Source organism: Rathayibacter sp. AY1D5 (genome assembly GCF_002932515.1).
Taxonomy (GTDB): domain Bacteria; phylum Actinomycetota; class Actinomycetes; order Actinomycetales; family Microbacteriaceae; genus Rathayibacter.
In genome coordinates this window covers 23,618-45,458 of record NZ_PSVU01000013.1, presented here as the reverse complement: position 1 = coordinate 45,458, position 21,841 = coordinate 23,618, and the positions used below count along the sequence as shown (strand labels likewise).

Here is a 21,841-nt window from a genome sequence, read left to right as displayed (position 1 = left end):
GTCCCGGAGGGCGCGGACCAGCCGGCCCTGCGGTCAGCGCTCGCGGGCGAGCAGGGCGAAGACGAGGGTCGAGGTCCACTCGCCCTTGCAGAACTCGTCCTCGCGGTGGTGCGCCTCGAGGCGCATCCCGAGGCGCTCGCAGAGGCGGGCGGATGCGGTGTTCCGGGCGTCGAGCTGCGCGATCACGCGGTGCGCGCCGAGGGTGTCGAACGCGAGGTCGAGCAGCGCCCGGGCGGCCTCGGTCGCGTAGCCGCGCCCCTGCGCCTCGGGGTGCAGCACCCAGCCGACCTCGACCGCCTCCTGCTCGACGGACGTCGCGATGAGAGTGAGGTCGCCGATCATCCGCCCGGCGAGGACGCCCTCCCGGGGGACGATCGCCAGCACGGCCACGTCGCCGTCGGCGGCGAGCCGTGTCGAGGGGAGGCGGCGCTGCAGGTGCGCCCGCGACTCCTCGGGGGTGCGCACCGGCCAGCGGAGGAACCGGACGGCGTCGGCGTCGCCCTGGTAGCCCGCGTGGTCCTCGGCGTCCTCCGGTCCGAGGGGACGCAGGAGCAGGCGCTCGGTGAGCAGCGGCGCGGAGCGCAGCGGCTCCGCGTCGAAGGGGAGCCGGAGGCTCACGCGGTGGCGGCGTCCGCGTCGGGGCGCGCGGCGGCGGCGGGCTCGGCCGGGACCTCGATGCCGAAGAGGGCCTCGAGCCCGGTGAGGTACGCCTCCTGGGCTCCGGCGCGCGCGTAGTCGCGGGCGCGGACGCTCGGGGTGTGCAGCAGGACGCCGGCGAGGTGGCGGAGCGCCTGCTCGGTGCGGCCGTCCTCGTCGCCGCGCGAGCGGGCCCGCTCGATCTCGGCGTCGAGCGCGTCGAACACGTGGGCGCGCAGGGCGACGACGGCCGGAGTGAGGCTCTTCTCGTCGGCGACGTCCGAGAACTTCCGGGCCGCCTTGTCGACGAGCGCGCGCGCCTGCTGCGACGCGTCGAGCACATCGAGAGGCGCGTGCAGGCTGATCGTCTCGAGGTCGAGGAGCTCGACGCCGGCGACCGAGGTGACGTCGGAGGCGACGTTGCGCGGCAGGCCCAGGTCGATCACGAGCTGGCGCTCGCGGGAGAAGCCCTGGAGGCGCCCGGCGGCGAGCAGGGCGGCATCGAGCACCGGCTCCTGGGTCGTGGTGCAGGTGATGACGATGTCGGCCGAGACCGCCTCGAGCGGGAGATCGGAGGCGGCGATGGGCCGGAGCGAGCGTCGGGCGGCGAAGCCCTCGGCGCGGCCGGAGGGGGAGTGCACGGCGATGTCCACCACTCCGCGGTCGCGCAGGGCCGCGACGGTCGCCCGCGCGTAGCTGCCGGTGCCGACGAGGAGGACGTGGGCGGCCCGCCAGTCGGTGACGCGGCTCGCGGCCAGGTCGAGCGCGAGGCGCACGATCGAGCGGCCGGCGCTGCCGAGGCCGGTGCGGTTCTTGATGCCGCGCGAGGTCTGCGAGGCGCGCTGGAACAGGCGCTCGAGCTCGGAGGAGGTGGTGCCGAGGCGGCGTGCCTCCTCGAGGGAGCGGCGGACCTGGCCCGCGATCTCGCCCTCGCCGACCACGACGGACTCGAGCCCGCTGGAGACGGCGAAGAGGTGCTCGGCCACCCGGTCGCCCGAGACGACGTCGACGCTCCCGCGCAGCTCGTCCTGCTCGACGCCGGTCGCGGCGCTGACGGCGGCGGTGGCGGCCTCGACGGCGACGGCCTGCGCGGCGGTCAGCGGCTCCTCGATGTCGAGGTAGGCCTCGAAGCGGTTGCAGGTCGCGACGACGACGGCTCCGGAGACGAAGTCGATCCCCTCGGAGAGGGCCGCGGTCACGGCGGAGGAGTCGACGGAGAGCTTCTCGAGGAGATCGAAGCTGGCGTTCTTGTGCGACGCCGTCAGACACAGAAGCACCACGTCAGTCTACCCGCGCTCTGCGGGGCGGGGTCCCGGACTGGGGAGGAATGCACGGATGCGCCTGGAATAATGCCGCGGTGACCTCCCCCACCGACGGCCTGCTCGATCCGCTGCACCCCCTCTCCGCCGGCCGCACGGCCGACTCGCTGCTCCTGCGCGCCTACCGCTCCGAGCGGGGCGAGAGGACGCCCGTCTGGTTCATGCGCCAGGCCGGCCGCAGCCTCCCGGAGTACCGGGCCCTGCGCACCGACACGAAGATGCTCGACGCCTGCCTCGACCCGGCGCTGGCGAGCGAGATCACCCTGCAGCCGGTGCGGCGCCACGGAGTGGACGCGGCCATCTTCTTCAGCGACATCGTGATCCCGCTGCGGCTCGCGGGCGTCGGCGTCGACATCGTCCCCGGGCGCGGTCCGGTGCTCGAGAAGCCGGTGCGCACGGCCGCCGACGTCGCCGAGCTCGCCTCGATCGACCCGTCCGTGCTCGACGAGACGCTCGAGCCCATCCGCGAGGGCGTGCGCCGCACCGTCGCGGGCCTCGGCGACACCCCGCTCATCGGCTTCGCCGGCGCTCCCTTCACCCTGGCCGCCTACCTGGTGGAGGGCGGCCCGTCCAAGGACCACCTGCGCGCGCGGACGATGATGCACGCCGACCCCGCCGCCTGGGCCCAGCTGATGGAGTGGACCGCCGAGGTCACCGGCCGCTTCCTCCGCGCGCAGGTGCTCGCCGGGGCCAGCGCCGCGCAGCTCTTCGACTCCTGGGCCGGGGCGCTCTCGCTCTCGGACTACACGACCCACGTCGCTCCCGCATCCGCGCGCGCCCTCGTCCACGTGCGCGACCTGGCGTTCGACCACGGGGAGACGCGCCGCAACGTCCCGATCGTGCACTTCGGCGTCGGCACCGGCGAGCTGCTCGGAGCGATGCACGGCATCGGCGCCGACGTGGTGGGCGTCGACTACCGGATCCCGCTCGACGAGGCCAACCACCGCCTCGGCGGCTTCGTGCCGGTGCAGGGCAACGTCGACCCGGCGCTGCTGACCGCGCCGTGGGAGGTCCTCGAGTCCCACGTCGACGACGTGCTCCGCCGGGGCCTGAGCGCCCCCGCGCACGTGCTCAACCTCGGCCACGGCGTGCCGCCCGAGACCGACCCCGACGTGCTCACGCGCCTCGTCGCGTTCGTGCACGCCTGGCGGCCGTGAGCGAGGAGCGCCCCCGCGACGCGGCGTCGTACGACGTCGCGGTCGTCGGCGGCGGAGTGGCGGGGCTCGCCGCCGCCGCGGAGTGCCTGCGCATCGGCCTGCGCGTCGTGGTGCTCGAGGCGGGGGAGCGGGTCGGCGGCTCCGTCTCTCCGCTCGCCCTGGCCGGAGCCGCGCTCGACGCGGGCGCCGAGAGCTTCGCCACCCGCGGCGGCCACGTCGAGCGGGCGCTCGCCGCGCTGACCCTCGACGGCGTCCCGCTCGCCGAGTCGATCGTCGAGCCCCGGACGCACGGCTCGTGGCTGCACCTCTCGGGCGGCCGCTCCGTGCCGTCGCCCCGGGCCGGCATCCTCGGCATCCCCGGCACGCCGCTCGCCCCCGACGTCGTGCGGGCGATCGGCCGCCGCGGCGCCTGGCGCGCCTGGCTCGACACCCTGATGCCGGTGCTGCGCATCGGCCGCGCGCACTCCCTCGCCGAGCTGGTGCGCACCCGGATGGGCGAGCGCGTGCTCGAGGACCTGGTCGCGCCGGTCGTCTCCGGCGTCTACTCGAGCCGGCCGGACGACATCGACGTCGACCTGGCCGCACCCGGACTGAACGGCGCGCTCACCCGCGCGGGCTCCCTCGCCCGGGCCGTGGCCGCCCTCCGCGCGAACCTCCCGGCCGGAGTCGCGGTCCGCGGGCTCGAAGGCGGGATGCACCGCCTGGTCGCCGCGCTGGTCCAGCGGATCGACTACCTCTCCGGCGAGATCCGCACCGGCGCCTCCGTGCAGCGGCTCGAGGGCTCCGACGGGGACTTCGTCCTGACCCTCGCCGACGGCGCTCTGAGCGCCCGAGCGGTGATCGTCTCGACCCCGGAGCGCGACGCCCGGGCGCTGCTCGCCGGCCTCGCCCCCGCCGTCGCGGAGTGCGCCGACGAGGCGCCCCACGACTCCGTCGAGCTGGTGACCCTCGTCCTCGACGACGCCCGCCTGGACGCAGCCCCCCGCGGCTCCGGTGTGCTCGTGGCGCCCACCGCCACCGACGTCACGGCCAAGGCGATCACGCACGCGACCGCGAAGTGGGACTGGCTGGCCGCCTCCCTCCCTCCCGGCCGCCACGTGCTGCGCCTCTCCTACGGGCGCCCGGGCGAGCGCCCGCCGCTCGAGGGGCGCACCGATGCCGAGGCGGCCGCGATCGCCCTGCTCGACGCCTCGACGCTGCTCGGACTCGCCCTCGATCCGGCGTCGCTCGTCGACTCCGCCCGGGTGCGCTGGGCCAACGTCCGGCCCGCCGCGGCGCTGGGCCGCCGCGCGCACCTGGAGGCGTTCCGCGAGGCGCTCCTCCCGATCGAGGGAGTCGCTGTGACCGGCACCTGGATCGCGGGCACGGGCCTCGCCTCGGTGCTCCCGCACGCCGCCGAGACGGCCGCCCTTATCCGGCGCCGACTGGTGCGTCAAGGAGTCGGGCTGCCGAGCGACGCCCGCGACGCCGACGGCTACTCTTAGGCCCAGGCATCCGCGCGAGCGTGCGGCGTGCCCCGGCACGAGTGGTCACCGACCGCGTGGACGATCGCGAGAGCGACCCAGGACGAGGAGTAGGCGTGAAGGGCAAGATTCTTTTCGTGGCAGGAGCCGCAGCCGGGTACGTGCTGGGAGCACGTGCCGGCCGCAAGCGGTACGAGCAGATCGCCTCGGCGGCAGGCCGCTTCTGGCGGACCCAGCCGGTGCAGGACGTCGCGGGCGCCGTCGGCGGTGCCGCGAAGACCCAGCTGAGCAGCGTCTCGGACAAGGCGTACGAGGTCGTGCGCTCGGTGGTCATCAAGGCCGTGTCCGGCGGCAGGAAGGCCCAGGGAGCGAGCGACGCGGAGGCGTCGGCCGCCGCCCGCAAGGCGGCCTCGAAGGTCGACGAGGCCGCGGCGTCGGCCGGCTCCGGCGGGTCGACGACGTCCACCTCCACCAGCAGGGCCTAGTGCTCATCCCTCCGGCCGTGCCAGGCGCGCGCCGGCCGGCACGTCCCACCCTCGAGGAGCTCCCGTGGTGAACGAACGCAATCCCAAGAACGCCCGATCGCTGGGAGAGCTGGTCAGCGACCTGCCCGGCCTCGTGATCGAGCTCGTCAAGGCCGAGGTCGCCTCGCTGAAGAACGAGCTGGCGGGCAAGGCGAAGAGCGCGGGTCTGGCCGTCGGCCTGTTCGCGGTCGCGGCCTTCCTCCTCCTGACCGCGTGGGCGACGCTGGTCGCCTTCGCGATCATCGGCATCGCCTCCTGGCTTCCGGCCTGGCTGTCGGCGCTGATCGTGACGGTCTTCTTCCTCCTGGTGGCCGTGATCCTCGCCCTAGTGGGCGTGCGCACCATCAAGAAGGCCGTGCCGCCGGTGCCGCAGGACTCGATCGACAGCATCAAGAAGGACGTCCAGGCGTTCAAGGGAGTGGGCAGCTATGACAACTGAGCGATCCGTCAGCAGCACCACGCCCCGCTTCGTCGACCCGGCGGAGCTGAAGCCCGGCCAGCTGAAGGCCGACATCGAGCGCGCTCGCTCCGAGCTCGCCGCGACCCTCGACGCGATCGAGTACAAGGTCAACGTGCCGCGCAAGGTGCGTACCGCCCAGCGGGCGATCGAGCGCAAGCTCCAGGTCGTGCGCCGCCAGAACCCCTCCGCGCTGATCGCCGGAGCGGTCGGCGCCGCCGCCGCCGTGGGCCTCGTCGTCTGGGGCGTCGCGAAGCAGATCATCGAGGACTGAGTGCCGGAGGGCCCGGGGCGCTAGCGTCCCGGGCCCTCCGGCGCCAGAGCCCCCGCCGCTTTTGTGCATCGGCACGAGCGGAGGGATGATGGATCAATGACCGATCAGACCGCCGGCACGGCGGGTCCCGTTCAGTCCGCCCCCGACACGAGCGCCGCCGCTCCGGCGCCGCAGCCCCCCGCCGATCAGGATCACTCCGATCAGGCCCTGGGATACACGCTCTGGGCGGTTCTCCGCAGGGATCCCGCACGTCCGTTCACCCTCTCCAGCGACGCCGTGGATCCCGCGGTGAAGCAGTACGAGCATCTCGTCGCCCAGCTCGAGGGCGAGGGCGTGACCGTCCGCGGCACCTACGACGTCTCGGCCCTGCGCGCCGACGCCGACATCATGCTGTGGCTCACGGGCCCGGCGCCCGAGGAGCTGCAGCGGGCCTACCGCGAGCTGCGGCGCACGGAGCTGCTGGTCGGCCTCCTGCCGACGTGGAACGCGATGGGCGTGCACCGCGACGCCGAGTTCAGCTCGAACCACCTCCCCGCCTACATGCGCGGGAAGGCGCCGGCCCGCTGGCTCACGGTCTACCCCTTCGTCCGCTCCTACGAGTGGTACATCCTCCCCGAGGAGGAGCGCCGCGCGATGCTCGCCCAGCACGGGCGCCAGGGCTCGCGGTTCCGCTCCGTCCTGACCAACACGGTCGCCTCGTTCTCGCTCGGCGACTACGAGTGGATCCTCGCCCTCGAGGACGAGGAGCTCGTCAACCTCGTCGACCTCATGCGCGACCTGCGCGCCACGGAGGCCCGCCGCCACGTGCGCGAGGAAGTCCCCTTCTACACAGGACGGCGCATCGACGCCGACCAGATCGCCGAGGTGCTCCGATGAGCGACACGACCAGCGAGCCGATCCTCGTCCGCGGGGCCACCCCCGCGGCGGCGTCCGGCCCCGAGCACGTCGAGGTCCCCGTGGCCTACGACGCGATCCTCCTCGCCGGCTTCGGCGGGCCCGAGGGTCAGGACGACGTCATCCCGTTCCTCCGCAACGTCACCCGCGGCCGCGGCATCCCGGAGGAGCGCCTCGAGGAGGTCGCCCACCACTACCGCCACTTCGGCGGCGTCAGCCCGATCAACGCGCAGAACCGTGCGCTGAAGAAGGCGCTCGAGGCCGAGCTCGCGAACCGCGGCATCGACCTCCCCGTGCTCTGGGGCAACCGCAACTGGGCGCCCTACATGAGCGAGGCCGTCGCCGAGGCGAAGGAGCGCGGGTTCACCAACCTGCTCGCCATCGCCACCAGCGCGTACTCCTCCTTCTCGTCCTGCAGGCAGTACCGCGAGGACTACGCGGCGGCGCTCGACGCGACCGGCCTCGAGGGCGAGCTGCGGATCGACAAGGTGCGCCAGTTCTTCGACCACCCCGGCTTCGTCATGCCGTTCGTCAAGGCCGTCCACGACGGGCTCGACGAGCTGCGCGAGCGGATGCCCGACCTCGATGTCACGTCCGAGGTGGAGGTGCTGTTCTCGACGCACTCGATCCCCATGGCCGACGCCGAGCGCAGCGGACCTCACGAGCGCCACGACGACGGCACCGTCGTCGACGTGCACGAGTTCGGACCGGGCGGTGCCTACGAGGCGCAGCACCTCGCCGTCGCCGAGGTCGTCATGGCCGCCGCCACGGACGAGGACGTGCCCTGGCAGCTGGTCTACCAGTCGCGCTCCGGCCCGCCCACCCAGCCCTGGCTCGAGCCGGACATCAACGACGCCATCGCGGAGCTGCCGGCCCGCGGCCGCCGCGCGCTGCTGATCGTCCCGCTCGGCTTCGTGTCCGACCACATGGAGGTCATGTGGGACCTCGACAACGAGGCCCTCGAGACCTCGGAGGAGCACGGACTCGTCGCGCTCCGCGTCGCGACCCCCGGCACGGACCCGGTCTACGTCTCCGGCCTGATCGACCTGGTCCTCGAGCGCGTCAACGGCGTGCCGACGGAGGACCGGCTCTCGATGACGGCGCTCGGCCCCTGGTACGACGTCTGCCGCCCCGGCTGCTGCGAGAACGTGCGAGCGGGGTTCAAGCCCGCCCTGGCGGGAGTCGCACCGTGATGAGGAGTCGTCTGTCGTGAGCATCAGAGTCGGCACCCGCGCGAGCGCGCTCGCGGTGGCGCAGACCCGGATGACGGCCGATCTGATGTCGGCCGCCGCGGGGGTCCCCGTGGAGCTGGTGCGCATCGAGTCGGACGGCGACCGCATGCGCGGCTCGCTCGCCTCCCTCGGCGGCACCGGCGTGTTCGTCAGCGCCCTGCGCGACGCGCTGCTCGCCGGGCGCTGCGATGCGATCGTGCACTCGCTGAAGGACCTGCCCACCGCTCCGGTGGAGGGCCTGCTGCTCGGAGCGGTCCCCGAGCGGGAGGACCCGCGCGACGCGCTCTGCGCCCGCGACGGGCTCACCCTGGCGACCCTGCCGGTCGGAGCCCGCGTGGGCACGGGCTCGCCCCGTCGGCGCGCGGCGCTGCTGGCCGCCCGTCCGGACCTCGAGATCGTGGACATCCGCGGCAACATCGACACCCGGCTCCGGAGGGTGCTGCCCGGCAGCGACTCGCCGCTGGACGCGATCGTGCTCGCCCTGTCCGGCCTGCGCCGCCTCGGCCGGGTCGACGCGATCACCGAGGTGCTCGGCTTCGACGTCTCCCCGCACGCCCCCGGTCAGGGAGCGCTGGCCATCGAGGTGCGCGACGAGGAGCCGTCGGAGGAGCTTCGCGCCGCTCTCGCAGCGGTCGAGCATGTGCCGACCCGCGCGGCGATCACGGCCGAGCGGTCGCTCCTCGCCTCCCTCGAGGCCGGGTGCGCCGCTCCGATCGGAGCCTCCGCGGTCGTCGAGGAGGACCGCGTGGTCCTGCACGGCGTGGTCTTCGCCGTCGACGGCACGGCGTCCCTCGCACGGGAGGTCGCGGAGCCGGTCGGTAACGGTTCGGTCGGCGGTGGTCGACACCGGGCGGATCCGCAGTATGGTGGTCGCGAACTGCCCGTCGTCGAAGCCGCGTTCCGTTGCGGCTCTCTGCTCGCTGACGCGCTTCTCGGTGCGGGTGCCGCCGAACTCGCACCCCTGGGAGCCCCTTCGTGATCGTCCCCGCCGCCTACTCCCAGTGGGAGAAGCCGTTGCAGGGGTGGCGCATCCTCGTCCCCCGCGGAGGCCCGTGGGGGGACGGTGTCGCCGCCGCTCTCCGTGCCAAGGGAGCCTCGCCCGTCGTCGCTCCGATGATCAACTTCGCGCCGACCGACGACTTCCCGGCGCTCGAGCAGGCCCTCGCCGACCTCGAGGCCGGCGCCTTCGACTGGATGACCGTCACGAGCGCCACCACGGTCGATGTCCTCTCCCTCCTGCGCACCACCGTGCCCGCGAGCACCAAGGTGGCGGCGGTCGGCGAGACCACGGCGGCCGCGCTCGTCGCCGCCGGGTACTCCGTCGACCTCGTCCCCTCCGAGGACAACTCCGCCCGCGGCCTCCTGGCCGAGTGGGAGGAGGCCACCGGCGGCCGGCACCCCCTGCGCGTGCTGACGCTGCGGTCCGAGATCGCCAAGCCGCTGCTCACCGAGGGCCTCACCCGCATCGGGCACGACGTGCGCTCCGTGGTCGCCTACCGTACGGTCGGCGTCCCGGTGGAGGAGCGCGTCGTGGCGGATGTCGCCGGCGGAGCCGTGCACGCGATCCTCGTCACCTCGGGCAGCGTGGCGGAGCAGGTCCAGAAGCAGCTCGGCCCAGTGCCCGAGTCGATCCTCGTCGCCGCGATCGGCCCGCAGACCGCGAAGGACGCCCGCGCCTTCGGCCTGCGCGTCGACGTCGTCGCCGACGAGCGCTCGGCCTCCTCCCTCATCGACGCGGTCGCCGCCGTCGCCACGGAGCGCGCTCCCCGCTGAGCCGCCTCTCCGGCGCGACGTCGGCCGGGAGGGGCGGGCCTCGCCCCACAGGCCGGGGACCCGCCTCTCGGCTGACGTCCTGCGTCCGGAGCACCTCCACGGGGTGGGGCGTCCGCGCTCCCGGGGGGTGCTCGGCGGGGCGGGATTACGCTGGAGGACATGACTGCCATCCGCCCGCGCCGCCTCCGCACGACCCCCGCACTCCGCCGTCTCGTCCAGGAGACGCGCATCCACCCGGCGCAGCTGATCCTGCCCCTCTTCGTGGCCGAGGGGATCACCGAGGCCCGGCCGATCGGGTCGATGCCGGGGGTGATGCACCACTCGCTGGACAGCGTCCGCGGAGCGGTGACGGAGGCGGCCGAGGCGGGGATCGGCGGCGTGATGCTGTTCGGCGTGCCCACCACGCGCGACGCGGTCGGCTCCGGTGCGACCGACCCCGACGGCGTGCTCAACGCCGCGACGCGGGTCGTCGTGGAGGAGGTCGACGACGCGCTGGTCGTGCAGACCGACCTGTGCCTGGACGAGTTCACCGACCACGGCCACTGCGGCGTGCTCGACGACCGCGGGCGCGTCGACAACGACGCCACGCTCCTCCGCTACGAGGAGATGGCGCTCGCCCAGGCCGAGGCCGGCTCCCACCTGCTCGGGCTCTCGGGGATGATGGACGGCCAGGTCGGAGCGATCCGCGCCGCTCTCGACGGCGCCGGGCACCTGGACACCGCGATCCTCGCGTACTCGGCGAAGTACGCCTCCAGCTTCTACGGTCCGTTCCGCGAGGCCGTGCAGTCCACGCTCGAGGGCGATCGCCGCACCTACCAGCAGGACCCGGCGAACCGCCGCGAGGGCCTGCGCGAGGCGACCCTCGACCTCGCCGAGGGCGCCGACGTGGTGATGGTGAAGCCGGCCATGAGCTACCTCGACGTGCTCTCGGACGTCGCATCCGTCTCGGACGTGCCGGTCTGGGCGTACCAGGTGTCGGGGGAGTACGCGATGATCGAGGCCGCCGCCGCGAACGGCTGGATCTCGCGCGAGCCGGCGATCCTGGAGTCGGTCACGGGGATCCTCCGCGCGGGGGCCGACGCGGTTCTCACCTACTGGGCCGTCGAGATCGCTCGCGACCTGCTGAAGTAGCCGCTCCTCCTCCTGGGAGCGAGCCTCGGCATCTCGTCCGAAAGCGCCTCTCCGGCGCGAGGGCGCCGGGCGGCGCGCGTACCCTGGAGGGGTGACCACCTCGGCGAACGACACCCTGTACGAGCGTGCCCGGCACGCGATCCCCGGAGGCGTCAACTCGCCCGTCAGAGCGTTCCGCTCGGTCGGCGGGACCCCGCGCTTCATGGTCTCGGCCGCCGGCCCGTACATCACGGACGCGGACGGGCGCGAGTACGTCGACCTCGTCTGCTCCTGGGGCCCCGCGGTCCTCGGGCACGCGCACCCCGAGGTCGTCGCGGCGGTGCAGGAGGCGGCCGCCCGCGGTCTCTCGTTCGGCGCGTCCACTCCCGCCGAGACCGACCTCGCCGAGCTGGTCGAGGCGCGGATCACGGCCGGGGGAGTCTCGCCGATCGAGAAGCTCCGCCTGGTCTCCACCGGCACCGAGGCGACGATGACGGCGATCCGCCTCGCCCGCGGCGTCACCGGCCGCGACCTGCTGATCAAGTTCTCCGGCCACTACCACGGCCACTCCGACGGGCTGCTCGCCGATGCCGGCTCCGGTCTCGCGACCCTCTCGCTGCCCGCCTCCGCCGGCGTCACGGCCGCGACCGCGGCCCAGACGATCGTGCTGCCGTACAACGACCTCGAGGCGGTGCGCGCGGTCCTGGCCGAGCGCGGCGCCTACATCGCGGCGGTCATCACCGAGGCCGCGGCCGCCAACATGGGCGTCGTCGCTCCGGACCCGGGCTTCAACGCGGCCCTCGCCGACCTCGTGCACGCGAACGGCTCGCTGCTGATCATGGACGAGGTGCTGACCGGCTTCCGCGTGAGCGCCGGCGGCTGGTGGGGGCTCGAGAACCGCGGCGCCGAGGCTCCGTACCGGGCCGACCTCTACACCTTCGGCAAGGTCATCGGCGGAGGGATGCCGGTCGCGGCTCTCGGCGGCCGTGCGGACGTCATGGATCACCTGGCGCCGCTCGGGCCGGTGTACCAGGCGGGCACCCTCTCCGGGAACCCGGTCGCGGTGGCCGCGGGCATCCGGACGCTGCAGCTGGCCGACGACGCGGTCTACGCCTCGCTGGACGCCACGGCGCTGACGCTCCAGCGCGAGGTGTCGGCGGCGCTGACGGCCGAGGGCGTCGCGCACACGGTGCAGACGGCCGGGAGCCTCTTCAGCTTCATGTTCACGGACCTGGGCCGGCCGGTGCGCGACTACGCCGAGGTCCAGGCGCAGGAGTCGTTCCGCTACCCGGCGTTCTTCCACGCGATGCTCGACGCGGGCGTCTCGCTGCCGCCGTCGGTGTACGAGGCCTGGTTCGTCTCGGCCGCGCACGACGACGCGGCGATCGGGCGCATCGTGGACGCGCTGCCGGCGGCGGCGAAGGCCGCAGCGGCCGCTCGGGCGTAGGCTCCCGGGCCACCCGCGGATCAGGCGGGGGGCCCGCCGCACCGGATCTCCGGGCGGCGGACGTCCCGCGCGCCCGGCCGCCGGCGTGCGGCGACCGGGCAGGGGCCCTCAGCCCCGGCGCGAGACCGACTTCGGCAGCACGAACACCAGCGCGAAAGCGGCGACCGCCATCAGGGTGCTCAGGAGCATCGCGGGAGCCGCGGCGTCGAGGAAGCCAGAGGCGACCGTGTCCGGACCCGTGATGACGAGGCTCCCGAACAGCACGCTGCCGATGACCGCGATGCCCACGGCCGAGCCGATGCGCTGGATCGCCGAGATCACGCCGCTCGCCGCGCCCGCGTCCTGCGGGTCGACGGTCGAGACGATGAACTGCACGTTCGGGGCGATGAAGAAGCCGTTGCCGAGGCCCGCGATCAGCAGCGGCGGCAGGAGCTGCCAGTTGCTGATCGAGTCCGGGGTCGCGGTCAGCAGCACCAGCCAGACCCAGCCGAGCCCGACGGCGAGCAGTCCGCTGCCCATCACCAGGACGTTGCGCCCCAGGCGCGCCGTCATCCGGTTGCTCTGCGAGGAGCTGATGATGCTGCCGATCGCGAAGGGGATCGACACCAGGCCCGACTCGAGCGCGGTGTGGCCGAGGCCCGACTGCCAGAGCAGCGAGATGGTGAAGAAGATGCTCGTGAAGGCCGCGAAGTAGACCAGCGCGAGGATCACGCCTCCGGTGAAGGCCGGGTGGCGGAACAGCGTCGGCGGCACCAGGGGAGCGCGTCCGCGGCGGACGTGGAGGACCTCCCAGGCGCCGAACGCGGCGAGGAGCAGGACTCCGCCGGCGATCGAGAGGAAGGTCCACAGCGGCCAGCCCTCGTCCTCGCCCTGGATGAGCGGGACGAGCAGGGCGACCAGGCCGCCGGAGACGAGGACGAGGCCGAGCCAGTCGACGCCTCCGCTCGGGGCGCGGTCGCCGGCCTCGAGGTCGCGGCGGGCGGGGAGGAGGACCGCGGCGGCGATCAGGGTCGCGACGCCGATGGGCAGGTTCACCCAGAAGACCAGGCGCCAGCCGTTCTCGTCGCCGAAGGCCTGGATGATCAGGCCGCCGATGATCGGGCCGAGCGCCGACGAGACTCCGAGGACCGCGCCCATCACCGCGAAGGCCTTGCCGCGCGAGGGGCCGCGGAAGAGGAGCTGGATGTAGGCGTTGACCGCCGGGACGAAGACGCCGCCCGCCAGGCCCTGCACGATGCGGGCGATGACGAGCTGGGTGTCGTCCGCGGCCAGTCCGCACGCGAAGCTGGCGACGGTGAAGAGGGCGATGCCGCTGACGAAGACCCACTTGTGCCCGAAGCGGTCGCCGAGGCGGCCGGCGGGGATGAGGGCGAGGCCGAACGCGAGGGCGTAGCCGGAGATGATCCAGGAGAGCGTCGACTCGGAGGCGTCGAGCGTGGTGCGGATGGTGGGCAGCGCCACGTTCACGATCGTCGTGTCGAGCAGGGCGATGAACATGCCCGCGAGCAGGACGATCAGCGAGCGCCAGGCGCGCTTGTCGGGGGCGGGAGGGGCGCCGGTCGATCGGGCGGTCGACGTCTCGGTCATCGCAGGAGTGCCTTTCGAGCAGGGGGGGAGGGGGGTCCGTCAGACCTGTTCGAGGGACGCGACCGGATGTGAATGCTCGCAGGAGAAACCGGGTTTCCGCACGCCGGGATCTGTGGGGGCCTTCAGACGGAGGGCTCGCCGCAGCCTCGCCTCGCGGGGCGTCAGCGGATGCGCGACTCCGCCAGACGGGCGCAGTCGATGCAGAGCTCGGCCGTGGGCCGGGCGGCGAGGCGGGCGGCTCCGATCGGGCGGCCGCACGAGGCGCAGTTCCCGTAGCCGCCGGTGCCGAGGCGGGCGCGAGCGGCGTCGAGCTCGCGCGCCGTGCGGGCGAGAGCGTCGCGGACTCCGGCCATCCGCGACCACTCGGCCGAGAGCGGCGTGCCCTCCGGGTCGTGCTCGTCATCGGCGGTGCCGTCGGCACGGTCGCGCAGGAGCTCGGCCAGCGAGGCCTCGAGCCGGGCCGCCTCGTCGCGCGTCTCGGCCTGCCGCTCGGCCAGCAGCGCGTCGAGGAGGCGCGCCTCGTCCGGATCCATCGGCATCCGACCATGCTGCCACCCACGCGAGCGGCGGGGCATCGTTGTGCGATCCGGCGCTGACCCGGCGGCGGGCGGCGGGGCAGACTAGAGGCATGCCCGTCGTGACCGTGCTCCCCGACCGCCTCGAACTCCGCCTCACCGCGGCCGAGCGACTGCTCGCGTTCCACCGCAGCGACGTCGTCGTCGACCGGTCGAGCATCCGCTCGGCGACGGTCACCGAGGACCCCTGGATCTGGGTCCGGGGCATCCGCGCGCCGGGCACCGCGGTGCCGCTCACGCTCGCGGCCGGCACGTGGAAGTTCCACGGCGGCAAGGACTTCCTGCTGATCAAGCGCACCGCCTCGGCCGTCGTGATCGACCTGGTCGACGAGGACTACTCCCGCCTGATCGTGAGCACCAAGCACGCTCCCGAGCTGATCGCGGCCCTCCAGCTGGGGACGACGACCGCGGCGATCCCCGTGATCGAGACCGACGACCTCGTGATCGTCCCCGAGGTCGCCGAGCAGGCGGAGCGGGCCCAGGCGGCCGCCGCGGAGAAGTGCGCGAAGACGAAGGCGAAGGCGGCGGAGGCCGCGGCCGTGGCCGCGGAGGCGGCGGGTCCGGTGACGGTGGTCGAGGGCCGGGAGGCTGCGAGCGGCGGGAGCGCGGCGACCGCGGCTCCGGAGGCGGACGGCGCCGCGGAGGACGTCGCGGCTCCGACGGAGTCAGCAGCGGGGGCCGCTCCGAAGAGCCCGAAGGCCACGCCGAAGGGCGCTCCGAAAACGAGTGCTCGGACCGCCGCGAGCACGCCGGCCGAGTCCGGGGCTTCCGCGCCCGTGGACGTCATCGGCTCCGAGCCGATCGACTCCGCAGCTCCGGTGAAGTCCGCCGAGCCCGCCCCCGCGAAGCCGGCTCCGGCCGCGAAGCCCGCGCCGAAGCCCCGCACGCCGGCGAAGCCCCGCGCCGCGCGCCCCGACTCCTCCGTCGGTCACGCGTCGGCCGAGCCGAGCGGCGCCACCGAGGCTGCGGAGTAGCGCACCGCCGCACGAGCAGCCGCCCCGCAGCGCCGGCCGGGGCGCCCCCTCCTCCACGCTCGAGGCGGGCGGACGCCCTCCGGCGACGCCGTGCACTCAGGCGCGGACGTCCACCAGCGTCCGACCGTGCGAGCGGCCGGCGAGCACGTCCTCGGCCGCGTCGACCGCCCCGCCGAGCGGCACCGTCGTCGTCAGCTCGTCGAGCAGCTCCAGGTCGAGGTCGTGGGCGAGGCGGCGCCAGGCCTCCTCGCGGAGCTTGCGCGGCGCCTCCACCGAGTTGATGCCGGCCAGCGTCACTCCGCGCAGGATGAACGGCATCACGCTCACCGGCAGGTCCGGGCCCTGCGCGAGACCGCATGCCGCCACGGTGCCGCCCCACCGCGTCTGCGCGAGGGCGTTCGCGAGCGTGTGCGAGCCGGCGGAGTCCACCGCTCCCGCCCAGCGCTCGGACTGCAGCGGCTTCCCGCCCTCCTGCAGCTCGGCGCGGTCGATGACGTCGGAGGCGCCGAGGCGCTGGAGCAGAGCGCCGTGCTCGCCGAGCCGGCCGGTCGAGGCGACGACCTCGTGGCCCAGGCGCGCCAGGAGCGCGACGGCGAGCGACCCCACGCCTCCCGAGGCCCCCGTCACCAGGACGGGACCGCTGCCCGGCCGCACGCCGTGCCGCTCGAGCGCCAGCACGGCCAGCATCGCCGTGAAGCCCGCGGTGCCGATCGCTCCGGCCCGTGCCGCCGAGATGGCGCCGGGCAGCCGGAGCAGCGACGCGGAGTCGACACGCGCCCGCTCGGCGAGCCCGCCGTCGTGGCGCTCGCCGAGGCCGGCGCCGTTGAGCACCACCCGGTCGCCGGAGTCGAAGCGCTCGCCCGCCTCGCCGTCCGCGTACTCCACGGTGCCGACCAGGTCGATGCCGGCGACGAGCGGGGTGCGGCGCACGATCCCGGGCCGCCCCGCCAGCGCCAGGGCGTCCTTGTAGTTGACGCTCGAGTACTCGACGGCGATCGACACGTCGCCGTGCGAGCGGTCGGGATCGTCGCGCTCGAGGAGGCGGGCTCGGTTGGGGGTGTCGGTGTCGGAGTCGGAGTGCCGCTCGGCGACGATGGCTCGGTACATGGGCCCACGCTACGCCCGCGGGCCCGCGGCCGGGCGGTCAGTTCAGGGGCCGGGTGCCCTCGGGGAGCGATCCGCCGGAGTAGAGGGCGGCGGCCGCGTCCTGGAGCGCCGTCAGGGCGACGCGCTGCGTCCACGGACCGTAGGAGACGCGGGCCAGCCCGAGCTCCTCGAAGCGGGCGGGGGACTGGGAGCCGGGGACGCCGATGACGCTGACGCGCTGCCGCCCGAGGGCGGCGACGAGGGACTCCAGCTCGGCGTCCTGGAGCAGCCCGGGGACGAAGAAGCAGGTGGCGCCGGCGTCGAGGTAGGCGCGGCCGCGCTCGACGGCGTCGGCCAGGACCTCATCGCGGTCGCGGTCGCCGGCACGGAGGAGCACGTCCGTGCGGGCGTTGAGCGCGAAGGGCACCGCCTCCTCCTCGGCCGCGGCGACGGCCTTCTCGACCGCCCGCAGCGCCTCCGGGAGCGGCTTCGCCTGGTCCTCGAGGTTCGCGCCCACGACGCCGATCCCGATCGCGCGCCGGACCGTCTCGCCCGCGTCGCCGTAGCCCGCCTCGAGGTCGGCCGAGACCGGGACCTCGACGGCGGCGACGATGCGCTCGATCATGCCGAGGTGCAGCTCCAGCGGGATCCGCTCGCCGTCCTCGTAGCCGAACGCCGCCGCGATGGAGTGGCTGGCGGTCGCGAGCGCCCGGGTCTCCGGGAGCGCAGCGATCGTGGTCGCGCTGATCACGTCCCAGACGTTCACCACCTGCAGCAGCTCGGGGGCGGTGTGGAGGTCGACGAGGGTGCGCCCGCGCGCTTCGATGCTCATGGCACGAGCGTAGGGCCCGCGTGCGCGGCGCAGGCCGCCGCATCGCAGTCCGCGCATACGACGAGCTGGGCGCGGCAGGAGAGGTCGGTGCAGTTGCGCATCCGGCTGGTCGGCGCGGCGCACGAGGTGCAGCGGCCGAGCACCTCGGCGTCGGGGGAGAAGGAGACGGAGCCGCGGCCGTCGAAGACGTACAGGGCCCCCTTCCACAGCCCGCGGTCGCGCCGCGCCTCGGCGTAGCGGACGACGCCGCCGTCGAGCTGGTACACCTCGCCGAAGCCGCGCGCCGTCATCAGGCTCGACAGCACCTCGCAGCGGATGCCGCCGGTGCAGTACGTGACGACGGGCCGGCCCTTGAGGCGGTCGTAGACGCCGGCGTCGAGCTGCTCGACGAACTCGCGGGTGCTGGAGACCCCCGGCACGATCGCCCCCTCGAACCGGCCGATCTCGGCTTCGAAGGCGTTGCGGCCGTCGAAGAGCACCACGTCGTCGCGCTCGGCGACCAGGGCGTCCAGCTGGTCCGGGTCGAGCCGCGGCGCCGTCCCGACGACCCCGTCGGCGTCGACCCGCAGCTCGTCGGGCGCGCCGAACGAGACGATCTCGTCGCGCACCTTCACCGAGAGACCGGGGAAGTCGAGGCTGCGGCCGTCGTCGTCGAGGCCGGAGCCGTCGCTCCACTTCACCTCGAGCCCGTGGAAGGCCGAGTGCTCACGGGTGCGGCGGACGTAGCGCTTCAGGGCGTCCATCCCGCCGCCCAGCGTGCCGTTCACCCCGTGCTCCGAGATCAGCAGGCGCCCGCGCAGGCCCAGCGACTCGCACAGCTCGCGCTGCCACAGCCGCACGGACTCGGGGTCGGCCAGCGGCACGAAGCGGTAGAACAGCAGGATCTTCGGCAGCACCGGCACATCCTACGAGGACGTCCGGACCGGGGCGCGGCGTGTGGCAGCATCGTCGGGTGCCCGACGCCTCCGCCCCCGTGCCGCACTCCCGCCTCGAGGACGTCTTCGGTCTCGTCACCGGTGCGTTCGTCGTGTCGCTCGGCCTCTACCTGCTGCGCGCGAGCCAGGCGGTCACGGGCGGCACCGCGGGTCTCGCACTGCTGCTGGGGTACCCGCTCGACATCCCGTTCGGCGTGATCCTCGTCACGGTCAACGTGCCGTTCCTCGCCCTCTCGCTGTGGAAGAAGGGCTGGCGCTTCACGCTGCGGACCATGTTCTCGATCGTGCTGGTCTCGGTCCTGGCGGGCCTGCACCCGCTGGCGTTCGGCGAGCTGCGGATCGAGCCCGTCTACGGCGTCCTCACGGGCGACGTGCTCGCGGGGATCGGCCTCCTGATCCTCTTCCGGCACGGGTCGAGCCTGGGCGGATTCAGCATCGTCGCCCTGATCGCGCAGGAGCGGCTCGGCTGGCGGGCGGGCTACGTGATGATGGCGCTCGACGCGTGCGTGGTCGCGGCCGCGCTGCTGGTGGTGCCTCCGCTGAACGTGCTGATCTCGGCGGCGGGAGTGGTGGTGCTCAACCTGGTCCTGGCGTTCAACCACCGGCCCGGGCGCTATCTCGGGTCCTGACCCCCTCCGCAAGCCCTTCGGCGCGCACCGCCGGGTTCCTAGGCTGAGGGCGCGGGCCCCCGCCCGCCCTTCCCGAACGGAGAAACCGGATGTCCGACTGGACCTACGACCCCTACGCCCGCCTCGGCGAGGTGCCGACCTTCGCGCTCGAGAGCGACGACATCGCCGACGGTGCGCCCCTGTCCGCCCGCCACTACGGCGAGGGCTCCGGCGGCGAGGACGTCTCGCCGCACCTGCGCTGGTCGGGAGCCCCCGCCGAGACGAAGAGCTTCGCCGTGACGGTGTTCGACCCCGACGCGCCCACCGGCTCCGGCTTCTGGCACTGGGCCGTCTACAACCTCCCGGCCGACACCACGGAGCTCCCGACGGGAGCCGGAGCCGCCGGCTTCGAGCTGCTCCCGGCGGGCGCGCAGACGCTGCCCAACGAGATGCGGCTGCGCCAGTTCGTCGGAGCGGCGCCGCCGGACCGCGAGCACCGCTACTTCTTCGTGGTGCACGCCCTCGATGTCGAGTCGCTCGACCTCGACCCGGAGTCGACGCCGGCGATCCTCGGCTTCAACGCGCACTTCCACACCCTAGCGCGGGCGCAGATCGTCGCCACGGCGACGCCGGACGGCGCGAAGGACTGACCGCTCCGCGGGGAGCGCGCGCTACCCGAAGAGGGTGCGCGCCTCCTCGTAGCGGGCGTCCGGCACCGTCTTGAGGGTGCCGAGCGCCTCGGCGAAGGCCACGTGGTAGATGTCGGTGCCGCGCAGGGCGACCATGCGGCCCCAGTGCTCGGCGACGACGGAGTCGATGGCGGCCATGCCCAGGCGGGTCGCGAGGACGCGGTCGAACGCGGTGGGCGTGCCTCCGCGCTGGATGTGGCCGAGCGTGGTGGCGCGGGTCTCGATGCCGGTGCGCTCCTCGATGAGCGGAGCCAGCAGCTCGCCGATGCCGCCGAGGCGGGGCCGGCCGAAGGCGTCGAGGCCGCGCTCGGAGTGGGCGTCGTCCATCGTGTCGAGCGAGAAGCCCTCGGCGACCACGACGAGCGGTGCGCGCCCGCGGTCCTGCGCGCTCTGCACCCACTCGACGATCTGGTCGAGGGAGGTGCGCTTCTCCGGGATGAGGATGACGTGGGCGCCCGCGGCCATGCCGGAGTGCAGGGCGATCCAGCCGACGTGGCGGCCCATGACCTCGGCGACCATGCAGCGGCCGTGCGAGTCGCCGGTGGTGCGGAGGCGGTCCATCGCGTCGGTCGCGATGCCGACGGCGGTGTCGAAGCCGAAGGTGTAGTCGGTGGCGCCGAGGTCGTTGTCGATGGTCTTCGGGACGCCGACGATCTTGAGGCCCGCGTCCGTGAGGCGCTTGGCCGCGGCCAGGGTGCCCTCGCCGCCGATCGCGATGATCGAGTCGATGCCGTTGCGGTCCATCATCTCGGCGATCTTCTCGGGGCCGCCGTTCTCGCCCTCGAAGGGGTTCGTCCGGCTGGTGCCGATGATCGTGCCGCCCTGCTTGGCGATGCCCTGGATCTCGGGGCGGCCCAGGGGCAGGAGGTCGCCGTCGACCACTCCGCGCCAGCCGTTCCGGAAGCCCACGAACTCCTGGTCGTAGACCTTGATGCCCTTGTAGACGGCACCGCGGATGACGGCGTTGAGGCCGGGGCAGTCGCCACCGGAGGTCAGGATCCCGATCTTCACCCGCTCAGGTTAGAGGACCCGGTGAACGGATGTGCACGCGGACGACGACGGGCCCCTCCTCGCCGCCTCGAGGAAGGGCCCGTCGTCGTGCTCTGTGCTGGTGGGACTAGGTCGTGACGAGCTCGCCGTTGACGCCGCGGGGGAAGAATCCGCCGGTGCGCGTGCCGGCCGCGGGGTTCAGGTACACGATGTTGAGGACCTGGCCCGGGGTGCGGCTGAACGCGATGGAGCTGCCGTCGGTCGGGACGATGTTCGCCTGGCCGTTGACCTTGACGCCCTGGTCGAGGTCGGTCTTGCCGTCGAGGCTGTCGCGCGCGTCGGAGAGCTTGTTCGCCGAGTCGGACAGGTCGGCGGCGTAGATCGCCGAGCGGATCGCGCCCGCGTGGTACGCCTCCACCGCGAGGATGCCGGCGGCCGCGTCGAGGTAGGTCTTCGACTGGATGAGCGGGGCGGCGCCCTTGTAGGCGGTCACTCCCACGTCCTCGAAGACGAAGGCGCCGAGCAGGAAGTTCGACTCGCTCGCGAACGGGTCGAACGACTGACCGGCCTTGATCAGCCCCGCCGCAACGGCGGCGGAGTTGAAGCTGTCCTTCAGGTTGATCGCCGGGCGGGCCACCTTCGCGGTGCCCAGCGCGGCCCGCAGGAACTGCACGTGGGCCTTCTCGTCGTTCGCGACCTCGGTGGCGAAGCTCTTCAGCCACGGGGTCTTGAAGTCGACGGGGCGGCCGCCGATGACGCCGCCGGGCGTGCCCTTGCCGGTCACGTCCGAGCCGCCGAGGCCGGTGCCGTAGACGGCGCGGAGGTAGAACTCGGCCTCGAGGTACTCGAGGTTGAGGGCGAAGTTGAGGATCGAGGCGTCGCTGGGGCCGCTGGCAGCGACCTCCTCGGCGGAGGCGGTGGGCGCGGCGAGGGCCGCGGCTCCGATGCCGAGGCCGGCGACGCCGGTGGCCTCGAAGAAGCGGCGACGGTCGAGAGCGGTCTCAGAGCTCTTGACGATCGCGTTGCGGATGAAGGTCGTGTCGAACATGTGCGCATCTCCAGTGATAGGCGGGTGCCGGGCGGCTGGAGCGCCGCCGCGACAGCGCGAAGCTACGCCCGGGATCGACCTGCTGACCAGTGGAAACGGGCGATCGGATCCGCGCATGTGTTCACGCCGTCTGAACCAATCCGCCGGGCGTGTCGCTCCGAACACGTCGTGGATGGGGGTTCTGTGGAGGAGCGTCCGATCCGGTGTCGGAGCCGCCGGTTACCATCACTG

23 protein-coding genes are annotated in these 21,841 nt (G+C 73.7%); 14 read left to right on the top strand and 9 right to left on the bottom strand.

Annotated elements, in window-relative coordinates:
- Positions 1-33: 33 nt before the first annotated feature.
- Positions 34-618 carry a GNAT family N-acetyltransferase gene (locus C5C82_RS05910; RefSeq protein ID WP_258065976.1) on the bottom strand — a complete coding sequence of 195 codons (585 nt, stop codon included), beginning with the start codon at positions 616-618 and terminating at the stop codon, positions 34-36.
- A complete protein-coding gene (locus C5C82_RS05905) occupies positions 615-1,913 on the bottom strand; it encodes a glutamyl-tRNA reductase (protein ID WP_104317002.1) in 1,299 nt (432 codons plus the stop codon). Before C5C82_RS05905 ends, C5C82_RS05910 begins: the two co-directional genes overlap by 4 nt.
- A gap of 50 nt (positions 1,914-1,963) precedes the next feature.
- On the opposite strand from C5C82_RS05905, the gene hemE reads away from it, so the two are divergent.
- The 11 genes from hemE to hemL all read left to right on the top strand — a co-directional run bounded on the left by hemE (position 1,964) and on the right by hemL (position 12,286).
- Positions 1,964-3,112 (top strand): uroporphyrinogen decarboxylase, encoded by a 1,149-nt coding sequence (hemE, locus tag C5C82_RS05900; protein WP_104222882.1) that lies wholly within the window; start codon positions 1,964-1,966, stop codon positions 3,110-3,112.
- Positions 3,109-4,596: an NAD(P)/FAD-dependent oxidoreductase gene (locus C5C82_RS05895; RefSeq protein ID WP_258065104.1), complete on the top strand. Its 1,488-nt coding sequence runs from the start codon at positions 3,109-3,111 to the stop codon at positions 4,594-4,596. Before hemE ends, C5C82_RS05895 begins: the two co-directional genes overlap by 4 nt.
- 116 nt (positions 4,597-4,712) lie before the next feature.
- Positions 4,713-5,060, top strand: a complete 348-nt coding sequence (locus C5C82_RS05890; protein ID WP_146083616.1) for a hypothetical protein — start codon at positions 4,713-4,715, stop codon at positions 5,058-5,060.
- A gap of 67 nt (positions 5,061-5,127) precedes the next feature.
- A complete protein-coding gene (locus C5C82_RS05885; protein WP_244229489.1) occupies positions 5,128-5,538 on the top strand; it encodes a phage holin family protein in 411 nt (136 codons plus the stop codon).
- Positions 5,528-5,830 carry a DUF3618 domain-containing protein gene (locus tag C5C82_RS05880; RefSeq protein WP_104354767.1) on the top strand — a complete coding sequence of 101 codons (303 nt, stop codon included), beginning with the start codon at positions 5,528-5,530 and terminating at the stop codon, positions 5,828-5,830. The genes C5C82_RS05885 and C5C82_RS05880 overlap by 11 nt, the downstream gene beginning before the upstream one ends.
- A gap of 96 nt (positions 5,831-5,926) precedes the next feature.
- Positions 5,927-6,706 carry a hydrogen peroxide-dependent heme synthase gene (gene hemQ / locus C5C82_RS05875; protein ID WP_104233087.1) on the top strand — a complete coding sequence of 260 codons (780 nt, stop codon included), beginning with the start codon at positions 5,927-5,929 and terminating at the stop codon, positions 6,704-6,706.
- A complete protein-coding gene (locus C5C82_RS05870; protein ID WP_104354766.1) occupies positions 6,703-7,917 on the top strand; it encodes a ferrochelatase in 1,215 nt (404 codons plus the stop codon). The genes hemQ and C5C82_RS05870 overlap by 4 nt, the downstream gene beginning before the upstream one ends.
- Positions 7,918-7,933: 16 nt before the next feature.
- Positions 7,934-8,935 (top strand): hydroxymethylbilane synthase, encoded by a 1,002-nt coding sequence (gene hemC / locus C5C82_RS05865; protein WP_104354765.1) that lies wholly within the window; start codon positions 7,934-7,936, stop codon positions 8,933-8,935.
- On the top strand, positions 8,935-9,729 hold the full coding sequence (locus C5C82_RS05860; RefSeq protein ID WP_104222950.1) for a uroporphyrinogen-III synthase: 795 nt from the start codon (positions 8,935-8,937) through the stop codon (positions 9,727-9,729). Before hemC ends, C5C82_RS05860 begins: the two co-directional genes overlap by 1 nt.
- Positions 9,730-9,888: 159 nt before the next feature.
- Positions 9,889-10,860 (top strand): porphobilinogen synthase, encoded by a 972-nt coding sequence (gene hemB / locus C5C82_RS05855; protein WP_104354764.1) that lies wholly within the window; start codon positions 9,889-9,891, stop codon positions 10,858-10,860.
- 91 nt (positions 10,861-10,951) lie between these two features.
- On the top strand, positions 10,952-12,286 hold the full coding sequence (gene hemL / locus C5C82_RS05850; protein WP_104354763.1) for a glutamate-1-semialdehyde 2,1-aminomutase: 1,335 nt from the start codon (positions 10,952-10,954) through the stop codon (positions 12,284-12,286).
- A gap of 108 nt (positions 12,287-12,394) precedes the next feature.
- Here the strand turns inward: hemL and C5C82_RS05845 are convergent, their stop codons facing one another.
- On the bottom strand, positions 12,395-13,873 hold the full coding sequence (locus C5C82_RS05845) for an MFS transporter (protein ID WP_104354762.1): 1,479 nt from the start codon (positions 13,871-13,873) through the stop codon (positions 12,395-12,397).
- Between the two features lie 161 nt (positions 13,874-14,034).
- Positions 14,035-14,412: a TraR/DksA family transcriptional regulator gene (locus C5C82_RS05840; protein ID WP_258063213.1), complete on the bottom strand. Its 378-nt coding sequence runs from the start codon at positions 14,410-14,412 to the stop codon at positions 14,035-14,037.
- An 89-nt stretch (positions 14,413-14,501) separates the two neighbouring features.
- Here C5C82_RS05840 and C5C82_RS17960 point away from each other — a divergent pair, with 89 nt between their 5' ends.
- Positions 14,502-15,422, top strand: a complete 921-nt coding sequence (locus C5C82_RS17960) for a hypothetical protein (protein WP_258065975.1) — start codon at positions 14,502-14,504, stop codon at positions 15,420-15,422.
- 96 nt (positions 15,423-15,518) lie between these two features.
- On the opposite strand, the gene C5C82_RS05830 is transcribed toward C5C82_RS17960, so the two are convergent.
- Genes C5C82_RS05830 through C5C82_RS05820 form a run of 3 tightly spaced genes read right to left on the bottom strand, consistent with a single transcriptional unit; the run spans position 15,519 to position 18,236 of the window.
- Positions 15,519-16,529 carry an MDR family oxidoreductase gene (locus C5C82_RS05830; protein WP_104354761.1) on the bottom strand — a complete coding sequence of 337 codons (1,011 nt, stop codon included), beginning with the start codon at positions 16,527-16,529 and terminating at the stop codon, positions 15,519-15,521.
- Between the two features lie 37 nt (positions 16,530-16,566).
- Positions 16,567-17,340: an isocitrate lyase/phosphoenolpyruvate mutase family protein gene (locus C5C82_RS05825; RefSeq protein ID WP_104257672.1), complete on the bottom strand. Its 774-nt coding sequence runs from the start codon at positions 17,338-17,340 to the stop codon at positions 16,567-16,569.
- Entirely contained in the window at positions 17,337-18,236 is a 900-nt protein-coding gene (locus C5C82_RS05820) for a rhodanese-related sulfurtransferase (RefSeq protein ID WP_104354760.1), read from the bottom strand. Before C5C82_RS05820 ends, C5C82_RS05825 begins: the two co-directional genes overlap by 4 nt.
- Before the next feature lie 56 nt (positions 18,237-18,292).
- Between C5C82_RS05820 and C5C82_RS05815 the strand changes: the two genes are divergently transcribed.
- Positions 18,293-18,904, top strand: a complete 612-nt coding sequence (locus C5C82_RS05815) for a YitT family protein (protein WP_244230588.1) — start codon at positions 18,293-18,295, stop codon at positions 18,902-18,904.
- An 89-nt stretch (positions 18,905-18,993) separates the two neighbouring features.
- Complete coding sequence (locus tag C5C82_RS05810; RefSeq protein WP_104249897.1) at positions 18,994-19,533, top strand: YbhB/YbcL family Raf kinase inhibitor-like protein; 540 nt, start codon at positions 18,994-18,996, stop codon at positions 19,531-19,533.
- Positions 19,534-19,554: 21 nt separating this feature from the next.
- On the opposite strand, the gene C5C82_RS05805 is transcribed toward C5C82_RS05810, so the two are convergent.
- Both C5C82_RS05805 and C5C82_RS05800 read right to left on the bottom strand, forming a co-directional pair.
- Entirely contained in the window at positions 19,555-20,583 is a 1,029-nt protein-coding gene (locus tag C5C82_RS05805; protein ID WP_104246916.1) for a 6-phosphofructokinase, read from the bottom strand.
- Between the two features lie 106 nt (positions 20,584-20,689).
- Positions 20,690-21,610, bottom strand: a complete 921-nt coding sequence (locus C5C82_RS05800) for a ferritin-like domain-containing protein (RefSeq protein ID WP_104222865.1) — start codon at positions 21,608-21,610, stop codon at positions 20,690-20,692.
- Positions 21,611-21,841: the final 231 nt, after the last annotated feature.

Bases quoted from the DNA above. Each gene is read 5' to 3' on its own strand.
- hemE (WP_104222882.1), top strand. From the start codon at position 1,964: ATGCACGGATGCGCCTGGAATAATGCCGCGGTGACCTCCCCCACCGAC.
- C5C82_RS05880 (WP_104354767.1), top strand. From the start codon at position 5,528: ATGACAACTGAGCGATCCGTCAGCAGCACCACGCCCCGCTTCGTCGAC.
- hemQ (WP_104233087.1), top strand. From the start codon at position 5,927: ATGACCGATCAGACCGCCGGCACGGCGGGTCCCGTTCAGTCCGCCCCC.
- C5C82_RS05870 (WP_104354766.1), top strand. From the start codon at position 6,703: ATGAGCGACACGACCAGCGAGCCGATCCTCGTCCGCGGGGCCACCCCC.
- hemB (WP_104354764.1), top strand. From the start codon at position 9,889: ATGACTGCCATCCGCCCGCGCCGCCTCCGCACGACCCCCGCACTCCGC.
- C5C82_RS05845 (WP_104354762.1), bottom strand. From the start codon at position 13,873: ATGACCGAGACGTCGACCGCCCGATCGACCGGCGCCCCTCCCGCCCCC.
- C5C82_RS05840 (WP_258063213.1), bottom strand. From the start codon at position 14,412: ATGCCGATGGATCCGGACGAGGCGCGCCTCCTCGACGCGCTGCTGGCC.
- C5C82_RS17960 (WP_258065975.1), top strand. From the start codon at position 14,502: ATGCCCGTCGTGACCGTGCTCCCCGACCGCCTCGAACTCCGCCTCACC.
- C5C82_RS05830 (WP_104354761.1), bottom strand. From the start codon at position 16,529: ATGTACCGAGCCATCGTCGCCGAGCGGCACTCCGACTCCGACACCGAC.
- C5C82_RS05825 (WP_104257672.1), bottom strand. From the start codon at position 17,340: ATGAGCATCGAAGCGCGCGGGCGCACCCTCGTCGACCTCCACACCGCC.
- C5C82_RS05810 (WP_104249897.1), top strand. From the start codon at position 18,994: ATGTCCGACTGGACCTACGACCCCTACGCCCGCCTCGGCGAGGTGCCG.
- C5C82_RS05800 (WP_104222865.1), bottom strand. From the start codon at position 21,610: ATGTTCGACACGACCTTCATCCGCAACGCGATCGTCAAGAGCTCTGAG.